General features: G+C 24.6%; 18 protein-coding genes. 10 read left to right on the top strand and 8 right to left on the bottom strand.

Annotation, left to right across the window (positions count from 1 at the left end; all coding sequences use genetic code 11):
* Window positions 1-63: 63 nt before the first annotated feature.
* The 6 genes from APAC_RS05970 to APAC_RS05945 all read left to right on the top strand — a co-directional run bounded on the left by APAC_RS05970 (window position 64) and on the right by APAC_RS05945 (window position 5769).
* Window positions 64-345 (top strand): TIGR03643 family protein, encoded by a 282-nt coding sequence (locus APAC_RS05970; protein WP_130233246.1) that lies wholly within the window; start codon window positions 64-66, stop codon window positions 343-345.
* A gap of 50 nt (window positions 346-395) precedes the next feature.
* Window positions 396-2342 carry an HD domain-containing phosphohydrolase gene (locus tag APAC_RS05965; protein WP_130233245.1) on the top strand — a complete coding sequence of 649 codons (1947 nt, stop codon included), beginning with the start codon at window positions 396-398 and terminating at the stop codon, window positions 2340-2342.
* 75 nt (window positions 2343-2417) lie between these two features.
* Complete coding sequence (locus APAC_RS05960; protein WP_130233244.1) at window positions 2418-2681, top strand: hypothetical protein; 264 nt, start codon at window positions 2418-2420, stop codon at window positions 2679-2681.
* A 77-nt stretch (window positions 2682-2758) separates the two neighbouring features.
* On the top strand, window positions 2759-4237 hold the full coding sequence (locus APAC_RS05955; RefSeq protein WP_228255958.1) for an ABC1 kinase family protein: 1479 nt from the start codon (window positions 2759-2761) through the stop codon (window positions 4235-4237).
* 8 nt (window positions 4238-4245) lie between these two features.
* A complete protein-coding gene (locus APAC_RS05950; RefSeq protein ID WP_130233242.1) occupies window positions 4246-5154 on the top strand; it encodes an NAD(P)-binding protein in 909 nt (302 codons plus the stop codon).
* Between the two features lie 57 nt (window positions 5155-5211).
* Window positions 5212-5769 (top strand): response regulator, encoded by a 558-nt coding sequence (locus APAC_RS05945; RefSeq protein WP_130233241.1) that lies wholly within the window; start codon window positions 5212-5214, stop codon window positions 5767-5769.
* A gap of 157 nt (window positions 5770-5926) precedes the next feature.
* Here APAC_RS05945 and APAC_RS05940 read toward each other — a convergent pair whose 3' ends face one another.
* On the bottom strand, window positions 5927-7102 hold the full coding sequence (locus APAC_RS05940; RefSeq protein ID WP_130232576.1) for a transposase: 1176 nt from the start codon (window positions 7100-7102) through the stop codon (window positions 5927-5929).
* Between the two features lie 131 nt (window positions 7103-7233).
* On the opposite strand from APAC_RS05940, the gene APAC_RS13530 reads away from it, so the two are divergent.
* On the top strand, window positions 7234-7431 hold the full coding sequence (locus tag APAC_RS13530; RefSeq protein WP_130234595.1) for a helix-turn-helix domain-containing protein: 198 nt from the start codon (window positions 7234-7236) through the stop codon (window positions 7429-7431).
* Between the two features lie 12 nt (window positions 7432-7443).
* Window positions 7444-8709 (top strand): response regulator, encoded by a 1266-nt coding sequence (locus APAC_RS05930; RefSeq protein ID WP_130233240.1) that lies wholly within the window; start codon window positions 7444-7446, stop codon window positions 8707-8709.
* On the opposite strand, the gene APAC_RS05925 is transcribed toward APAC_RS05930, so the two are convergent.
* Window positions 8706-9446, bottom strand: coding sequence for a response regulator transcription factor (locus APAC_RS05925; protein ID WP_130233239.1), 741 nt, complete (start codon window positions 9444-9446; stop codon window positions 8706-8708). The two genes, APAC_RS05930 and APAC_RS05925, sit on opposite strands and share 4 nt — an antisense overlap.
* A gap of 81 nt (window positions 9447-9527) precedes the next feature.
* Between APAC_RS05925 and APAC_RS05920 the strand changes: the two genes are divergently transcribed.
* Window positions 9528-10562: a PAS domain-containing sensor histidine kinase gene (locus tag APAC_RS05920; protein ID WP_130233238.1), complete on the top strand. Its 1035-nt coding sequence runs from the start codon at window positions 9528-9530 to the stop codon at window positions 10560-10562.
* A gap of 28 nt (window positions 10563-10590) precedes the next feature.
* Here APAC_RS05920 and APAC_RS05915 read toward each other — a convergent pair whose 3' ends face one another.
* The 6 genes from APAC_RS05915 to APAC_RS05890 form a co-directional block, all read right to left on the bottom strand.
* Window positions 10591-11283 carry a winged helix-turn-helix domain-containing protein gene (locus tag APAC_RS05915; protein ID WP_130233237.1) on the bottom strand — a complete coding sequence of 231 codons (693 nt, stop codon included), beginning with the start codon at window positions 11281-11283 and terminating at the stop codon, window positions 10591-10593.
* Between the two features lie 67 nt (window positions 11284-11350).
* Window positions 11351-12466, bottom strand: a complete 1116-nt coding sequence (locus tag APAC_RS05910) for a hybrid sensor histidine kinase/response regulator (protein ID WP_130233236.1) — start codon at window positions 12464-12466, stop codon at window positions 11351-11353.
* Window positions 12467-12468: 2 nt separating this feature from the next.
* Window positions 12469-13968 carry a sensor histidine kinase gene (locus tag APAC_RS05905; protein WP_130233235.1) on the bottom strand — a complete coding sequence of 500 codons (1500 nt, stop codon included), beginning with the start codon at window positions 13966-13968 and terminating at the stop codon, window positions 12469-12471.
* Window positions 13962-15029 carry an FIST signal transduction protein gene (locus APAC_RS05900; protein WP_130233234.1) on the bottom strand — a complete coding sequence of 356 codons (1068 nt, stop codon included), beginning with the start codon at window positions 15027-15029 and terminating at the stop codon, window positions 13962-13964. Before APAC_RS05900 ends, APAC_RS05905 begins: the two co-directional genes overlap by 7 nt.
* Before the next feature lie 129 nt (window positions 15030-15158).
* Complete coding sequence (locus APAC_RS05895) at window positions 15159-15788, bottom strand: NAD(P)H-dependent oxidoreductase (protein WP_130233233.1); 630 nt, start codon at window positions 15786-15788, stop codon at window positions 15159-15161.
* An 80-nt stretch (window positions 15789-15868) separates the two neighbouring features.
* Window positions 15869-16504, bottom strand: a complete 636-nt coding sequence (locus tag APAC_RS05890) for an NAD(P)H-dependent oxidoreductase (protein WP_130233232.1) — start codon at window positions 16502-16504, stop codon at window positions 15869-15871.
* A gap of 195 nt (window positions 16505-16699) precedes the next feature.
* On the opposite strand from APAC_RS05890, the gene APAC_RS05885 reads away from it, so the two are divergent.
* Complete coding sequence (locus tag APAC_RS05885; protein ID WP_130233231.1) at window positions 16700-17077, top strand: winged helix-turn-helix transcriptional regulator; 378 nt, start codon at window positions 16700-16702, stop codon at window positions 17075-17077.

Genomic DNA, 17077 nt, shown 5'->3' with positions numbered 1-17077 from the left:
TTTATCCTATTAATAATCTTCATATAAATCTAAAATATGATTTTAATTTATCATGGAGTAAATATGTACTATAAAAAAGAAAAGAAACAAAAAAATAAAATTAGAGATGAAAACTATACTGAAAATGACTTAAATCGATTGATTGAAATGGCATGGCAAGATAGAACAACTTTTGATACTATTTATGAGCTTTATGGATTAACAGAGAATCAGGTGAAAAAAAAGATGAGAAGTTTAATATCACCAAAAGGTTTTAAAAGATGGAGGAAAAGAGTTCAAGGGCGAAAAACGAAACATAAAAGTAAAGTAACACATAAAGTTATTAAATTCCAAGGTCCTTGGTAAAAATGATACTTTTAATATAATAGAATAATAACTTAGGCTATAATTGCCTAATGAAAAGACTAATATCAATATCTATTTTGCTACTTGTTATCACTTTTTTATTATTTTTATTTTACAACAATGAGAAAAAAGCTTTAAAAACTCAAATTTATAACTCTAAAATAGAGGAAATTAAAAAGTTATTTGCAGATGAAGTTTCAAAGAAAAAAGGTAATACTTCAGCTATTACATACCTAATAAGTAGAGATAATTCTGTAAAAGAAGCTCTTTTAAAAAATGATAGAAATCTTATTAATTTCCAAGAAGAGTTAAAAAATATTCAACATTTTAGTGATAATAAGAATTTATGGATTCAAATTATTGATAAAAATGGTTATAGTTTTTACAGAAGTTGGACCAATAAAATTGGTGATAATGCAGCAGCTGCTAGACTTGATATTGCTGATATGATAAAAAATCCAAGGGAAATGATAACTATTAGTACTGGAAGATTTGATATGACTTTCAAAACAATGCTTCCAATTTATGATAAAAATAAAAATTTTATTGGAATGATTGAAATGATTTCAAAATTCAACTCTATTGCCCAAGAATTCAAAAATAAAAATATCGAACCTTTATTTGTATTACATGAAGAGTATACAAATAGATTTATAGAACCATTTACAAAGCTTTTTATAGGTAAAAATTATATTGCAAATTTAAATGCAAATAAAGAGCTTATGAAAAGAGTAGAAAATTATGGAATAGATAAATTTTTAAAAATAGAAGATTACCTTTTATTTGATGAATATTTTGTAGTAAAAGATGAGATAAAAGATCTTCATGGTGGGGATATGGGATATTTCTTCTTTTTTATAAAAAAAGAGAGTATTGATACTTCAAAAATAAGTGAAATGGAAGTAAACTTTCTTTTTGCAATTATAACACTAATTATTATTATAACTCTAACTTCTTTATATATAATCAATAGAAACTATGTGAAATATTTAAATAGTAAAGTCAAGATAAAAACGCATAAAATTAGAAAACAAAAAGAGTATTTAAATTCACTTTTGGAGATTTATGACAAGAATGTAATCTTTTCAAAAACTGATTTAAAAGGAATAATAGTTCATGTAAGTGAAGCTTTTTGTAAAATTAGTGGCTATAAAAAACATGAGTTAATTGGTAAAAATCACAATATCATAAGACACCCTGATATGCCAAAAGAGAGTTTTAGATATCTTTGGGAAAAACTCAAAAAAGGTGAAAAGGTAAATCTTGAAGTTAAAAATAAGAAAAAAGATGGTGGGTATTATTGGGTTAAAGCTGAATTTGAGCCATACTTTAATTCAAAAGGAAAACATGTAGGATATAGTGCAGTTAGAAAAGATATAACTGCAAATAAAGATATTGAAGATATTCAAAGAGAAATCATCTTTACTATGGGAACTATTGGAGAAAGTAGAAGTAAAGAAACAGGAAATCATGTAAAAAGAGTTGCTGAGTACTCTTATTTACTAGCTAATTTAGTAGGCTTAAAAGAAGAGGATTGTGAGTTATTAAAACAAGCAAGTCCTATGCACGATATTGGTAAAGTGGCAATTCCAGACTCTATTTTGCATAAAGCAGGAAAGCTTAATAATTCAGAACTTGAACTTATGAAAACTCACGCTATAAAAGGATATGATTTATTAAAAGGTTCTGATAGACCTTTATTAAAAATGGCTGCAATTATAGCAAAGGAGCATCATGAAAAATGGGATGGTAGTGGATATCCATATGGATTAAGTAAAAAAGAAATTAGTATTTATGGAAGAATTACTGCTATTTGTGATGTTTTTGATGCTCTTGGAAGTGATAGATGTTATAAAAAAGCTTGGATAGACAAAGATATTTTTACTTTTTTAGAAAATGAAAAAGGAAAACATTTTGATCCTCAATTAATAGATATTTTCTTTGCCAATTTAGATAAATTTTTAAATATTAGAGAAAAATACAAAGATACATTCTAAATTAAAACTAACTTACAAATTAAACATACCAAAATATCATTAATCATTATAAAATAAATAAAAAAAGGACTAAAAATGCTAAAAGAGCTTATATTTACAGGACTTGGTGGTGCATTAGTTTTAAAAGAAAAAATTGAAGATGAACTAAAAAAACTAGAAGAAAAAGGAAAATTAGATACAAAAGATGTAAAAAGTTTCTTAGAATCACTTGAGCAAAAAGGAAAGCAGAGTGATGAAAAATTTAAAGAAGAGCTTAAAACTACTATAAAAGAGATTTTAGATGAACTTGGAGTTGCTACAAAAGAAGATTTACAAAAACTAAAAGAGGATTTAAAATAGATACTTTTTTTAAAAAATTATCCTACTACTCTCCTAAAAGAGTATATCAAGTCTTTTTATTTTTACTTACAGTCTATTTGGTAATTAAAAGAAAAGAGAGTTTTTTAGGATTAAAACCACTTAAACCAAAAGCTTTAAAAGATACTATTACATATCTTGGAGCTTCATTTATAAAACTTGCTCAAGTTTTAGCCACAAGAGCTGATTTCTTTTCGCAAGAGTATTTAGATGAGTTAAGGCAATTACATGACCAGCTACCAAAGATGTCTGATAAAAATTTCAATGAAATATTTAATAAGGCATTTCATAAAAATACATTCAAAATATTTCATGAAAATCCAATAGCTTGTGCCTCAATTGGTCAAGTTCATATTGCTTTTTTACATGATGGAACTAAAGTTGCAGTTAAACTAAGAAGAAAAGGTATTAAATCCCAAGTTAGTGCTGATATTAAAATCATAAATTTTTTTAATTTTTTATTTAAACCTTTATTTTCTCACTACACAAAAAACTCTATAGAAGCAGTAATTAGTGAATTTAGTGTAATGATTATGCAAGAAGTTAGTTTAACTCAAGAGTTAGTTAATTTACAAAAGTTCTCTTATGTTTATGCAAATGAAAAAATCAAGTTTCCAATACCCTACCCTGAACTTTGTTGTGATGATGCCATAGTGATGAGTTTTGAAGAAGGTTTTAGGTTTGATGATAAAGAAAATATTTTCAAACATAAAATTGATTTTAAACAAATCATCTCAACTCTTGTAAACTTTTATACAACTCAAATGTTAATAAAAGGCTATTTTCACGCTGATCCACATCCAGGAAATATACTTATTTCAAAAAATGGTGAGATAATTTTTTTGGATTTTGGTATGGTAAAAAGTGTACCAAATGATATAAGAATAGCTATTATTGAACTAATTAAAGCAGCAAATGAAAAAGATTATGAATTATATATTAGTGCTTCAAAAAGACTTGGAACAATTGCCTATGAAGCTCCAACTAGTGAGCTTGCAGAGTTTACAGAAAAGATGTTTGAGATTTTTTCAAATGATAATTTAAATAGTGAATCAATGCAACAACTAGCTTTTGAAGTACTTGAAAGTACACGAAAAATGCCATTTAAACTTCCAAGTGATGCAATTTATATACTTAGAGTTAGTGCTATTATCGAAGGTCTTGGAACTACATATATTGAAAACTTCAATGGTGTAAAAGATATTTTACCTATCTTAAAAGATAATCTTCCAAAAGCTCTTGGAGCAAAAGATAGTATTATTGAAACAATAAAAGATGAGATAAAAGATATTCCATTTTTTGTAAAAGATTTAAAATCAGTTATAAAACAAGCCAATAAAGGTGAGCTTAAAATTGAAGTTTCTAATAATCAATTAGAATGGATAGCAAAAGAGATTAAAGATTTTATCAGACCTATTATTTTATCATTAGCACTAATTTTTATATCAATATTTACACTTTTATATGACAAAGATTTAAAAGAGATTTCATTAGGAATCTTCATAATAGCAATAATAAGATTAGTTTATAGGAAATAAGGAATAAAATGAAAATAGCAATTATTGGTGCAGGTTTTAGTGGATGTAACTTATATGATAATTTAAGATTAAGATTTGATGATATTACTATTTTTGAAAAATCAAGGGGAGTTGGAGGACGATTGAGTACTAAGTATATTGGTGATAAGTTTATAGACCACGGTACTTCAAGACTTCTTCCTATAACTGAAGATTTAAAAGAGTTTTGTCTAGATTTATCTAAAAATGCAGTTTTAAGAGCTAGGTATGATGAGTTTTTTCCCAAAGAGGGAATAAATAAAATATGCAAGTTTTTAATAGATGATAAAGATTTAAAAACAAATACAAAAATAACTAGTGCAAAGTTAGTAGATAACAAATGGAATTTAAAAGATGAAAATGGAAATAGTTTTGAAGGATTTGATAAACTATTTCTAACAATTCCAGCAACTCAAATACTTCAAATGGATATAACTTTAGAAGATAGTATTAAATCTCAACTACAAACTGTAAGTTATGATTCTGTATTTACACTAATTCTTTACTCAAATAATAAAAAAATTGAAAATATTTCAAAGATATTTGAAAATGAAAATGTTGAAGATATTATTGATAATTCAAGAAAATATTTCTATAAAGATTTTAACTCATATGTGATTCACTCTACAAAAGATTTTGCAAATAGTTTAAATCAATTCTCAAAGGAAGAAATCAGTGATAGATTTTTAAATAGTTTTAGTGAAGAAATAAAAAAAGAGTTAGAAAAACTAACTATAATTCCTCATTTATGGAAATTTGCCTTTGCAAAAACATCACTTGATATTCCATATTATTTAAATGAAGATAAAAATCTAGGTATTTGTGGTGATTATTTCAACTATAATAATCTTGAATCAGCACTTTTAAGCTCTGAATTACTTGGCAATTTGGATTTATAATAAATAAAATCAATAAAATGATACTTTTATGATACTTTTTAATAATATAATAAAGACATGAAAAATTTAAATGAATATAAAAAAAATGTAAACATACTTTATATAGAAGATGATCAATCAACTTCAAAAAAACTTCAGTCAATATTAAGTAAGTTTTTTAACAAGATATACACTGCTTCTAATGGTACAGAAGCATGTGAAATAATGAATACAATACATGATAAAATTAGTTTAATTATTAGTGATATTAATATGCCTAAAATGGATGGTATAGAGTTTTTAGAGAGAATTAGAAGTGAAAACAATACGATTCCATTTATCTTTGTAACAGCTCGAAGTGAACCTGATAAGATGCTAAAAGCAATACAATTAGATATTGATAATTATATATTAAAACCTATTGATTTAGATAACTTATTAGAAGTTATAGATAATGTTTTAAAAAAAGAGTTTAACTACTATTTAAAAGTAAAAGAACACAATATTATAAATTTAGGTAATAATTTATATTGGGATGTAAATAAAAAAACTTTACTAGAAAATGAAAAAGAGTTAAAACTTACAAAAAAAGAGTTATTATTAGAGCCGCTTGCAAATTCCACCATCATAAACTAGTGAATTTGTAAACCTACTAAGCTTATCAAGCAGATCTTTTAAACTTTTAATCATTTTACCGCTTTATGGGTCAATTTTAGATAAAAAACTATTATTGGGTGCGTGCTTGATGGTTGAGTTTTAAAAATGGCTAATTTTTAGTGTTTTTAGCTAAAAGTTATGTTACCAGTTTCAAACTCTGATGAATACAAACTGATAAAATACCAAATGCTAAAACAGAAGCTACTTTTGTAGCTCCTTTATAATAAATATTACTGCATCCAAAGTCTTCTTTGAGGTATTTATTGACTCTCTCAACCATACTTCTTTGGTTATAGTGATGGGTATCTAAACTTTGAGTAAGGTTTAGAATTTTAAATTTCTTTTTTTCATCTTTTATAAGTTGAATTTTTCCTTTTAACTCTTTGGAGTTCTTCGGATTGATATCAATAAGCGGTCTATGATTTAGTTTTTTGGAAAAATCTCTGATAATATTGCTGTCGTATCCTGCATCTTGTAAGTCATAAAGATATGATACTTTTTTGCTTGTCTCGTTTATAAGAGGAAGTGCTACTGAGCTATCATGAACATTTGCCCCTGAATAAATAGCAGTAATAGGGATATCTCCATCTACTACACTGATATGGAGTTTCCCTCCTATCCATGTTTCAAAGTTGCCTTTGGAATTCTGTTTTCTTCCAACTCCACACTGCGTTGATACCAAAGATAGCATCTGCTTTGTGGTTTTCATATCTTCTTGTTGCTGCAAGATACTGGGTGTTTTAGGCTCTCTTGTTTCACCTTTTTTAGGTCGTCCTCTTCTTTTTGGTTTAAACTTTTCTTTTTCTACTTTTACAGGTTTTTCTCTCAGTGGTATTTTTGTTGCATCACTTGCATTATAAAAAAAGAGTGTATCCCTTAGATACTCCTTCACAAACTGCTCATGCGTCTTTTGTGCAATTTTAAGCTCACTGAGCTCCTTAAAGACTCTACTAAATTTAGACTCACTTGGAATATCGTTTTTATATCTCCACCCACACAAGATCCTCAGCGTTCTATCACTATGAAGTCTATCGATAAGGTCTCTGGTTGTTTGGATATTGTAAACACTCTTTGCAATAAATGCTCGTGCAATCTCTTCTCTATGCTTTGGAGTGTTTGTAATAGATACGACAGTGATATTTTTTTCAATCGCAGCAAAGTCTAATATCTTAATAAGCTTTTGCTCTTTATTTGACAACTCTTCTAATTGAAGCTCTCTTTTCAAAGAAGGAAAAAGTGAATTTTCAAGATTTAAAACCTTAGTCCACATTTTAGATAGACTTGAAGATATTTTTGGTAGAATAATTTCCATAAGTTGAATCGCTCTTCTGTTAAATTTTTGTAGTAAAAAATTATAACTTATCTGAAGTTTGATTCAACTTTTTAAAATTTAAATCAGCTTAAATTACGGGTTGTTTTTTATAATCTGCAAGTGGCTCATTAATAAATCTTTTAATAAAAGATCCTAGTAAAATTTTTACTATTGATGAAATAATAAATGAAATTTGGCAAGAAACTTATGATGATAGAGATTATATAGCTAATTTAAAAAATCTTATCTCTCGATTAAAAAAGAAATATATCAACTTAAATATAAACAATATATATGGACTTGGTTATAAAATAAGTATAAATAAATAGTGAGAATCTAATATGGAAAAACTAAAAGAATTTGTAAAAAGCTTAAATATATTGTATGTTGAAGATGAACTACAAGCAAGAGAAATTTCTCAAAAAATATTTAAAAGAATTTTTAAAAATGTCGATTCCTTTGAAAATGGGCTAGAAGGTTTTTTAGCATTTCAAAGCAATAAAAACAATTATGATTTAATCATTAGTGATATAAATATGCCCAAAATGGATGGTATAGATATGCTTGAGAAAATCAGAGAAGTTGATACTGAAATTCCAGTTATATTTATTACAGCTAGAAATGAATCTAACGTTTTATTAAAATCTATAGAACTAGGTGTAGTTAATTATTTAATTAAACCTTTAGATATGGAAACAATGACAAAAGTAGTATATAAAACATGTGAAAAAATATATTTAAAATCTTCTTTGATGCAAAAACAATCAGAGCTAGAAGTATATTTAAAAACCATAGAACAAATTACTTATATTACAAAAATCAATAAATTAAATAAAATAACCTATATAAATGATAATTTTTGTGATTTGTTAGGAAAATCTTCTGATGAATATATTGATAAAGATTTTACTACAATTATTGATTCTTCTGTTTCAGCAGAGATTATCGATGATATCAAAGAAAAGTTTAAAGAAGGAAAAATTTGGGAAGGTACCTTAAAATCTATTGATAAAAACAATGATTTGATTTATCTTAAAACTATTTATATGCCAATATATGATTTAAATAATAAAGATGTCTTAGAGTACTTAGCAATTAGATATCAAGTAACAGATGAAGAGAAAGAGAAAAAAGAGTTAAATAAGAAAATTATTCAAAATATAGTTCAATTTAAGAAAAAAGCTTATTCAATATCAGAAGATAATAAAAAAAGTCATGAAGAAATAGTTGAGCTTAAAAAATATATTTCTACATTAAACTTAAGAATTGAAGAATTAGAAAATAATAAAAAAGCATTATTAAATCAATTAGAATCATATGAAAAGAGTCAATTAAATAATCAGTCTGGAAGACTAAATTTAATTAAACAAAAAAATGAGGAAATTGAAAACTTATTAAAATTAATTAAGCATCTCAAACATGAGAAAAATGAATTATTTGAAAAAATTGAACTTTGTAATGAAACATTAGAGCATAATAAAAATACAATAGATATTTATAAAAATAATGAATTAAGATTAAATGAGAAAATAACTAATCTTGAAGATGTAATTAATGATTTAGAGAGTAAATTAGGCTCAAGTAATAAAAAGAGTTTTTTTAGCTAATCTTGGGTTATCTTATACCCAAATCCATAAATATTTTCAATATTTAAGCTAATAACTTTTTTTCTTAATCGAGATATAGTATTTTTTAAATTTGTAACATTGGATGTAGTTTCATTATCTAACCAAATTTTATTTAATATTTCTTCATTAGAAAAAGTTTTATTTTTGACACTAAGAAGTAGATTGATTAAAAGAAACTCTTTTTTAGTTAATTTCACCTCTTTATGATTATTTACTAAAACTTTAAATTGTAAATCCCAATATAAATCTTCACCAAGTTTGATAGAAGTTGGCTTAGTAGAATTTATATTTTTTGATTCATAAATAGATTTAGTAATTTTATAAACCATATTTATAAAATCATTGTAATCTATAGGCTTCAAAATAAAATTACTTATTCCTAAATTTATTAATTCTAAAAAATAATTTGTTTCACTGTGAGCTGAAATAATAATAATTTCTTGTTTTTTATTTTGTTCTAATATTTTTTTACTTAAAGAAATACCATCTAGTTTTGGCATTTTTATATCTGTAATTACTAAATCATAAAAACAGTCTGTATCTCTTTTATAATCTAAAAATAATTTTAATGCTTCGTCCCCATTTTTTGCTAAAACTACATTAGGAAAAATTTCATCAAGTAGTTCTTTTACTTTTTTTGCACTATATTTATCATCTTCTACATATAAAACTTTAAGGTTTTTACAATATTTCTCTAAATATATATAATCAATCATATTTACCTTTTTTATTGTCTTATTTCTTATGATATAATATTTAAATTAAAATATCAAATAAATAATCAAAAAAGATTAAAAATGAAAAGTAACAAAGAACTTCTTAATAATATTTTAAATAATTCCATTGAAGGAATTATTCTTATAAAAGATGGTTTTATAACAGATATAAATCAATCCTTAGTAGAGATTTTAAAATATGAAAGTAAAAATGAACTTATTGGTAATTTAGTAACTGGAGTACTAATACCTAATATTAATACCAAATATATAAAATATGAATCTAAAACATATCAAGAATTAAATATTATCACAAAAAATGGAGAAACAATTCCTGTTTTAATTAAAATAATTGATTTAGATAAAAGAAATAAAGTAGCATATATTTTAAATCTTTCAGAGCTCAAAGAAAAAGAGAAACTTCTAATTACGAAATCTAAACACTCTGCAATGGGTGAGATGATCTCTATGATTGCACATCAATGGAGACAACCTTTAAATACTTTATCATCAATAGTTTCAAAAATATATTTTAGGAACCATACAAACAGATTAGATAAAGAATCAATTGAAAATAGTCTAAATGATATAAATAATCAAATAGTATATATGTCAAATACAATTGATGATTTTAGAAACTTTTTTTCAAAAGAGAAAAATAAAGAGTATATAGATTTATATGAAATAACTAAATTAGTCATAAAAATGATACACTCAGATTTAGACTCTAATGATATAAAAATTAAGTTAGAAAAGAAAAATAATTTATCAAAGATTTTTTTATATAAAAATGATTTAATTCAAGTAATTTTAAATATTTTAAATAATTCAAAAGATGCATTTATAGAAAATAACATCATTTACAAAAATATCTCTATAATAATTGATGAAAATGAAAAGTCTCAAACTATAGTTTTAAAGGACAATGCAGGTGGTATTTCTAAAGATATAATTGAACATGTTTTTAATCCATATTTCTCAACAAAAAACGATAGAAATGGTACAGGACTTGGTTTATATATTTGTAAAACAATTATTGAAAAAAAACTTAATGGACAAATCTATATTAGTAGTTTTAAAAATAATACTGAAATAAAAATTGAAATAGAGAAATAATTAAGCTTTTGATTAAAAATCAAAAAGCTTAAACTGTATTAATTACATAACCTCTATTTGATGAGTTTTTTAAAAATGCATCGCTTGTTTTTTCTCTAATATGCTTTACAACATTACGTAAAGAGTATATAGAAAAATTCTTACCTCTCCAAACTTCTTGAGCAATATCTTCATATGTAACTAAGTTATTAACATTTTCAGCTAAAAGTTTAACAAGTTTTCTTTCAGTTTTAGTTAATTTAATTAGTTCTTTTCCTTTAAACAACAATTCCCTATTAATATCAAAATAGAATCCATCCTCAAACTGTTTTTTCTTATTTATGCTTAAAAAATTTAAAGATAAATCGATATTAACAATTAAACTATCTAAAGAAACAGGTTTTTGTAAAACTAAAAAAGCATTACTATATTTGTACAAAGATTGTTCTTTGCTAATATTTTTTTCTAAAATAATTAAAGGAATATTTATTTCATAATTATGACTATCTTTAAAGCTATTTACAAAAGATTCTAAATCATTATTTTCATTATCAAACACTATTAAATCAAAACTATTAATAACATTATTTACTAACTTATATTTATTTTCACTATAGTATGAAATATTAAGTTTAGTATCATTATTTTCTTTTATATTTTCAATAAAATTTACATCATGACTAATAATTAAAACTGATTTAGTTGATACAGAATTATTAATATCAATAAAAATACTATTCATGTTTAATTACCTCCTATATAGTTATTATAATAATTATATAGAGATAAAGTATTGAAAAAGTATCATTTTAATAACTATTTAAAAAAATTATAAATTTTAAACCTTTGTCACTATTTTTAACTTCAATCTTCCCATTAAAACTATTCTCAATAATTAATTTAGCCATATATAAGCCTATTCCAGTGCCCTCTTCTTTTGTAGTGTAATATGCATCAAATAGATTCTCAATTTGATTATTTTCCACACCACCAGCATTATCTTCGATAGTTAATACTATTTTATCACCACTTTTAAAACTTTTTATTTCTATTAATGAGTTTTCAATACTCTTTTCTTGAAACACATCTAGTGCATTATTAATAATATTTAATACAACTTGTGAAATTTCCATTTCTACACCATAACAATTCAAAGATTCATCAATATCATATTCTAAATGAGTACCAATAGTTTTTAACTTATCTTTTAATAGTACAGTTGATTCTATAACAGCTTTATTTATATTAAATTTTTCTTTTTTCTTATTGGGATTAAAAAACTCTAAAAAGCCATTTATAGTCTTATTCATATAATTTATTTGCTCTTTAGTATTTACTTTAAAGTCATTCATAAAATCATCATTTAAATCATCAGTTTTATAAGAATAATGCATATCATCACAATACAAAGATATTAAATTCAAAGGTTGTTTTAACTGATGAGATATAACCCCTAACATCTCCCCAATAGTAGCCATTTTACTACTTTGGATTAACAAAGCATTAGATTTATTTAATTCCAAATTTTTTATCTTTAATCTATTATAAACATCAATATAAATTTTTAATTTAGACAGCAGTAATGTATTGTCAATTGGCTTAGTAATATATTCTATTGCCCCCACATCATAACCCTTGGCTTTATATTCATCTTTATCAAAAATACCTGTAATAAATATTATTGGTATATTTTTCGTAATCTCTACATCTTTTAAATATTGTGCAAACTCAAAACCATTTATATCTGGCATTTGAACATCACTTAGGATTAAATCAATTGGATGTTCAAGTAAAACTTTCATAGCATCACTTGCACTTAAAGCACTATAAATATTAACATCAAAATTATCACTTATTAACAACTCCAATGTGTAAATATTCTCTTGAATATCATCAACAATTAAGATATTAAATTTATCATTCATTATTAACCTTTTATCAATTTTTCAATTTTATTTAATAAACTCTCATCTAGCTCAATATTATTAGTAACAGTAATTATCTTTTTATAATTAAGATCATTTATTAATTTTATTATATTTTCAAAATCTTTAACTCTTTCATCAATTAAAATTACTGCCTTTTCATCTTTTAATTTTTCTAAATAAGTAATAAAGCTTTCTTCATTTAAAGCAGCAAAAGTATGATAATCACACTTTTTCAACTTAATAGTTAGTTTAAATTGCTCAATTGTATCTTTAAGATATACAATAATATTTGTTTTAATATTATTATTTTCACCATTTAATTTATCATCATTTTTTATAAAAGATTTTATTACGTTATCTTCTTTTTGTTTAGTTATTTCAAAAGTGAATATGCTACCTTTATTCTTTTGACTCTTTACTAAAATATCACCATTTAATAATATCGCTAACTCTTTTGAAATAGACAAGCCAAGACCTGTTCCACCATATTTTCTAGTTGTTGAGCCATCAGCTTGTTTAAATCTGTCAAAAATTTGTTCTAACTTATCATTATCTAAACCAATACCAGTATCTTCAATATCGATTTGATATCTATCAAATAATTCTGTTAAAGTTATTTTAACATATCCTTCAGAGGTAAACTTAATTGCATTACTTACTAAATTTTTAATAATCTGTCTAATTCTTCTTTTATCAGAAATCATAGTAAAATGATTACCTTTAAAATCCATTATCAAATCTATATTTTTATTAAGTGTCATCTCTTTCATTGAAGCATAAATATCTTCTATAATGACTTTTAAATCTATAGATTCATTATGAATAGAAACCTTTCCTGCTTCTAATTGTGAAATATCTAAAATATCATTAATTAAATCCATTAATTCTAATGAACATTTTTTAATAATATCCATATTTTTCAATGTCTTTTCATCATATTTATCATCTTTATTTTTAGACATAAGTGTTGATAATAATAAAATTGAATTTAGAGGAGTTTTTAATTCATGACTCATGTTAGCTAAAAACTCATCTTTTGTTTTATTAGCTTTTTGAAGTTCGATTTTTTGCTTTTTTACTAAATCATATGATACTAACAACTTTTCATAATTAATACATGATGATATACTTAAATTTAATCTTGGAATTAAACTTTCAAACATAGAATAAAAAAATGAACAGTCTGCATTTTTGTTTTTAGAAACTAAGAAAATAATACCTTGATCTAAATTCATCTTTATTATATTAATTTTTTCTTCTGTAATTAATGACATTGGTTTTGTATAACTATCATAATTTTTAATATCAAAATTAGATAGTTTTCCAAAACTAACTATTTTTTTTAAAGACTCTTCCTCTTTTTGATAGAACTCCCCATAAATTGCATAAGACTCAGATATAAATGTTTTAATAACCTCTGTTATCATCTCTTTTAAATTTATACTATTTCCAATAGAGCTATGACACTTATATGCTGTTGATAGTTGTTCTACTAACATATAACACCAACAACACAAGATTTATTATAAAATGTTATATATTCATCACCATTATTTGCGATTTCTCCTAAAGTTAAAGCCCCACATAATTTAGTATTGAACACAGTGTTATTTTTCATACCTTCTAACTCTTGAACAAATTTATCTCCTAAATATATACTTCTTGATATACAATCAAAAACTATTAAGCTACTTTTACTGTTTATATCTTTTATAGCATGATTTACAGCTTTTGCTGAAGACTCAATTAATTTATCTTCTTCACCTTTTAATATTTGAATAGTTGAGTTCTGAGGAATATCACCAACTAAAACTAAATTATTATTTTCATCAACTAGTATTGGATCTCTAACTATAATCTCTTTATCGTATTTTACAATACCAAGAGGATATGATTTTGCAATATCAAAGAAATTTTTATCATTAAAAACCATACCACTATCTTTTTCAACAATCTCTTTATAAACTTCAAATGCATTTCTAAAATTTAAAGTTTTTAATACATTTTTTTCAGAACTTGTTGTAATAAATGGACCTTCTAAATATTGCCATCCATTTTCTATTCCAATATTTATTTTATTTGAAAGCTTTACAATTAGTGCAGCATTATTATGAATTCCATTCTCTTTTGAAAAAATCACAGGATCTTGTTCAAAAGTCATTTTTCCAGCACCTCCACCCACTATTTGAGTATTTTCAGGAAGAAATTCAAATAAATCATCTAAAAACATAGTAATATTTGGACTTAAACCATCAAGAATAACAATTGCAGAACTAATTTCAAGGGATTCGACTTTTTCTTGATTTAAATTAGTCATATCTTCAACAAAAAGAAAATCACTATTTTCATCTAATTCAAATACAATAACACCCTTATTGTAATATTCAGTATTATAAACAATAAATGGTACAATAGCACCCATAATATCGCCTTTATAGTTATCTAAATATTCCATTTTAAAATCACTATATTCTGCTATAAGTACAAATTGTTTGTTTGTTTTATCTTGATTAGTTTTTAAAAAATCTTTAAAACAAGGATAGTATACACCTTCTCTCATATTTTAAATCCTTTATATTTATCATTATTAATTATATAATTAAAAAGTATAAGAAAAGTATCATTTTGGAATTTTTTTTTTAAAAAGTATCATTTTAGAAGAATACAAGTGTATTCTTCTTTTAATTTATTATTTTATATATTCAACTATATTCTCAACTGGTTCTCTTACAAAAGTAGATTGTGGTTCAATTCTATATCCAATTGGTAAAATAACTGATACTTGATATTTAGTAGTATCAATTTCTAAAACTTTTTCAACATTCTCTTTTTCAAATCCTTCAATTGGACAAGTATCAATTCCTCTAGCAGCAGCACCAGTCATCATATTTCCTAAAGCAATATATGTTTGTCTTGCTGTCCAAGAGTAAATATTATCATCACTACTTAATACATCTTTTAAATGAGAACCATAAATACCAACATAGAACTCTAGTTTATCTTCAGGGAAACCTTTTCTTCCAAGTTTCTTTTTCACAAGTCCAGATTCAACTTTAACTTCTTCAATAGCAGCAAGAACAATAATCAAATGTGAACATGTTGTAATTTGTGGTTGGTCCCAACAATATGGTCTAATTTTAGCTTTTAACTCTTCATTTGTAATAACTAAAAACTTCCATGGTTCCATTCCAAATGATGAGGGAGATTTTCGACCTGCTTCTATTATGTATGCTAAATCTTCATCACTAACTTTTTTTGTTTCATCAAAAATCTTACACGCATGTCTAAAATCCATAGCTTCCATAAAACTCTTTTCCATATTTTAATCCTTTCTAATTTTTTGATTATATTTTACTACATTAATAATGCTACTAAATAGCGAAAAACAAAATAATAGTTTTATTTTATATATTCAACTACGTCTTCTAACTTTTCTCTTAATTGTGTTGATTGTGGATTTATTCTATAACCAACAGGTAATACTACAGATAGTTGATATTTATTTGTATCCACACCTAAAACCTCTTCAACTTTTTCTTTTTCAAATCCTTCAATAGGACAAGTATCAATTCCCCTAATAGCTGCTGCTGTCATCATATTTCCTAAAGCAATATATGTTTGTTTTGAAGTCCAGTAATAAACATTTTCATCATTTAATAAAGTTTTAGTTCCAGTTAAATGGTCAGTATAAAGTTTAATATAAAAATCTTTTTTCTCTTGTGGCATTTCTCTTCTACTAAATTTTCTCATAGGAATTCCAGATTCTGGTTTAACACCCTCAATTGCAGCAAGAACTATAATCAAATGAGAACAAGTAGTAATTTGTGGTTGATCCCAACAAAATGGTCTAATTTTTGCTTTTAACTCTTCATTTGTTATAACTAAAAACTTCCATGGCTCCATACCAAAAGATGAAGGTGATTTTCTACCAACATCTAAAATAAAATTTATATCTTCATTACTTACTTTTTTAGTCTCATCAAAAATCTTACATGCATGTCTAAAATCCATAGCCTCAATAAATGTTTTTTCCATATTAATTCCTTATATAATAAAATTCTCTAGATCATTATTTATATCTAAATCACCTTTAAAAATGTCATGAACAGAGTATACTTCTTTAAGTTTGAAAATTATATATCTTATATACTTAATTGTTTCTTACTTTACTTTAGGTAAGTAATAGAAATTTATTTTTAATATGTTATAATCAAAAATCAAAGGATTGATATGTACTTAGTAAATGATAAAGAATACAAATGTTCAGTTGCAGTAACTTTAGATATTTTTAACGACAGATGGAAATTAGCCATTATTTGGCATCTTTTAGATGGAGAAAAGAGATTTAAAGAACTTCATGAAATTATAAGTGAAATAACTCAAAAAACCTTGACTATAAAGTTAAAAGAGCTTGAAGAAAAAAATATTATAAATAGAGAAGTATTTGCTGAAGTTCCACCAAAAGTAGTTTATAGTCTTACAAAAAGTGGAAAAGATTTAGCTCCAGTTTTACAAAGTATGTATGCATGGGGAATTGAGTATGTTAAAGAACATGGGAAAATTACAGATGAAAACTGCTGTGATATAGACTTGGCAAGTAATATTTAA

It is taken from the genome of Malaciobacter pacificus (genome assembly GCF_004214795.1).
GTDB classification, from domain to species: Bacteria; Campylobacterota; Campylobacteria; order Campylobacterales; family Arcobacteraceae; genus Malaciobacter_A; species Malaciobacter_A pacificus.
Note: the sequence above shows the minus strand (reverse complement) of the source record. Positions and strands in the feature narration are given on the sequence as shown.